2 protein-coding genes are annotated in these 699 nt (G+C 57.9%); both read right to left on the minus strand.

What is annotated here, in order from left to right; genetic code table 11:
- A partial coding sequence (locus ACS8YF_RS19750; protein WP_440851793.1) for an aldolase/citrate lyase family protein occupies nucleotides 1-140 on the minus strand: 140 nt, incomplete at its 3' end.
- Between the two features lie 10 nt (nucleotides 141-150).
- Nucleotides 151-699, minus strand: a 549-nt coding sequence (locus ACS8YF_RS19755) for a fumarylacetoacetate hydrolase family protein (RefSeq protein WP_440851792.1), incomplete at its 5' end; no start/stop codon positions are given.

Below are 699 nucleotides of genomic sequence, written 5' to 3' on the forward strand. Positions count from 1 at the left end.
GGTGCGTGCTCACCGTCGATCAACAACCAGTCGAATCCTGCTCCGGCCAGTAACTCCGCGCTGTAGCTGCTGCTCAGCCCCAGCCATAATCCAATCTGCGGACGGCCTGCTTTCAGCGCCGCTTTAAAACTGTTTTCCATCGTTCTCTCCTTAAACAAAGCGGCAGCTAATGGAGCCCATGTTGCCGTAATCGACGTGGAAGGTGTCGCCCTTACGCGCCGGAACCGGGCGGGTGAACGAACCGCCGAGAATGATTTGCCCGGCTTCCAGTTGTACGTCATAGGGGGCGAGTTTGTTCGCCAGCCAGGCCACGCCGTTTGCCGGATGATTCAGCACGCCAGCGGCGACGCCGGTTTCTTCAATCACGCCATTGCGATACATCAGGGCGGAGATCCAACGTAGATCCAACTCATCGGGCTTAATGGGACGACCACCGAGGATCACCCCGGCATTGGCGGCGTTATCAGAAATGGTGTCGAACACTTTACGCGGGCGCCGGGTTTCCGGATCGATGTTGTGGCAGCGAGCGTCGATCAGCTCCAGAGCCGGGATCACATAGTCCGTGGCGTTGTAAACGTCGAACAGCGTGCAGTTTGGTCCACGCAGCGGTTTTGCCAGCACAAAAGCCAGCTCCACTTCAATGCGCGGCACGATAAAGCGATCGGTCGGGATATCGCTGCCATCGTGGAAGAACATGTC

Source organism: Salinisphaera sp. SWV1, from assembly GCF_052044155.1.
Taxonomy (GTDB): Bacteria; Pseudomonadota; Gammaproteobacteria; order Nevskiales; family Salinisphaeraceae; genus Salinisphaera.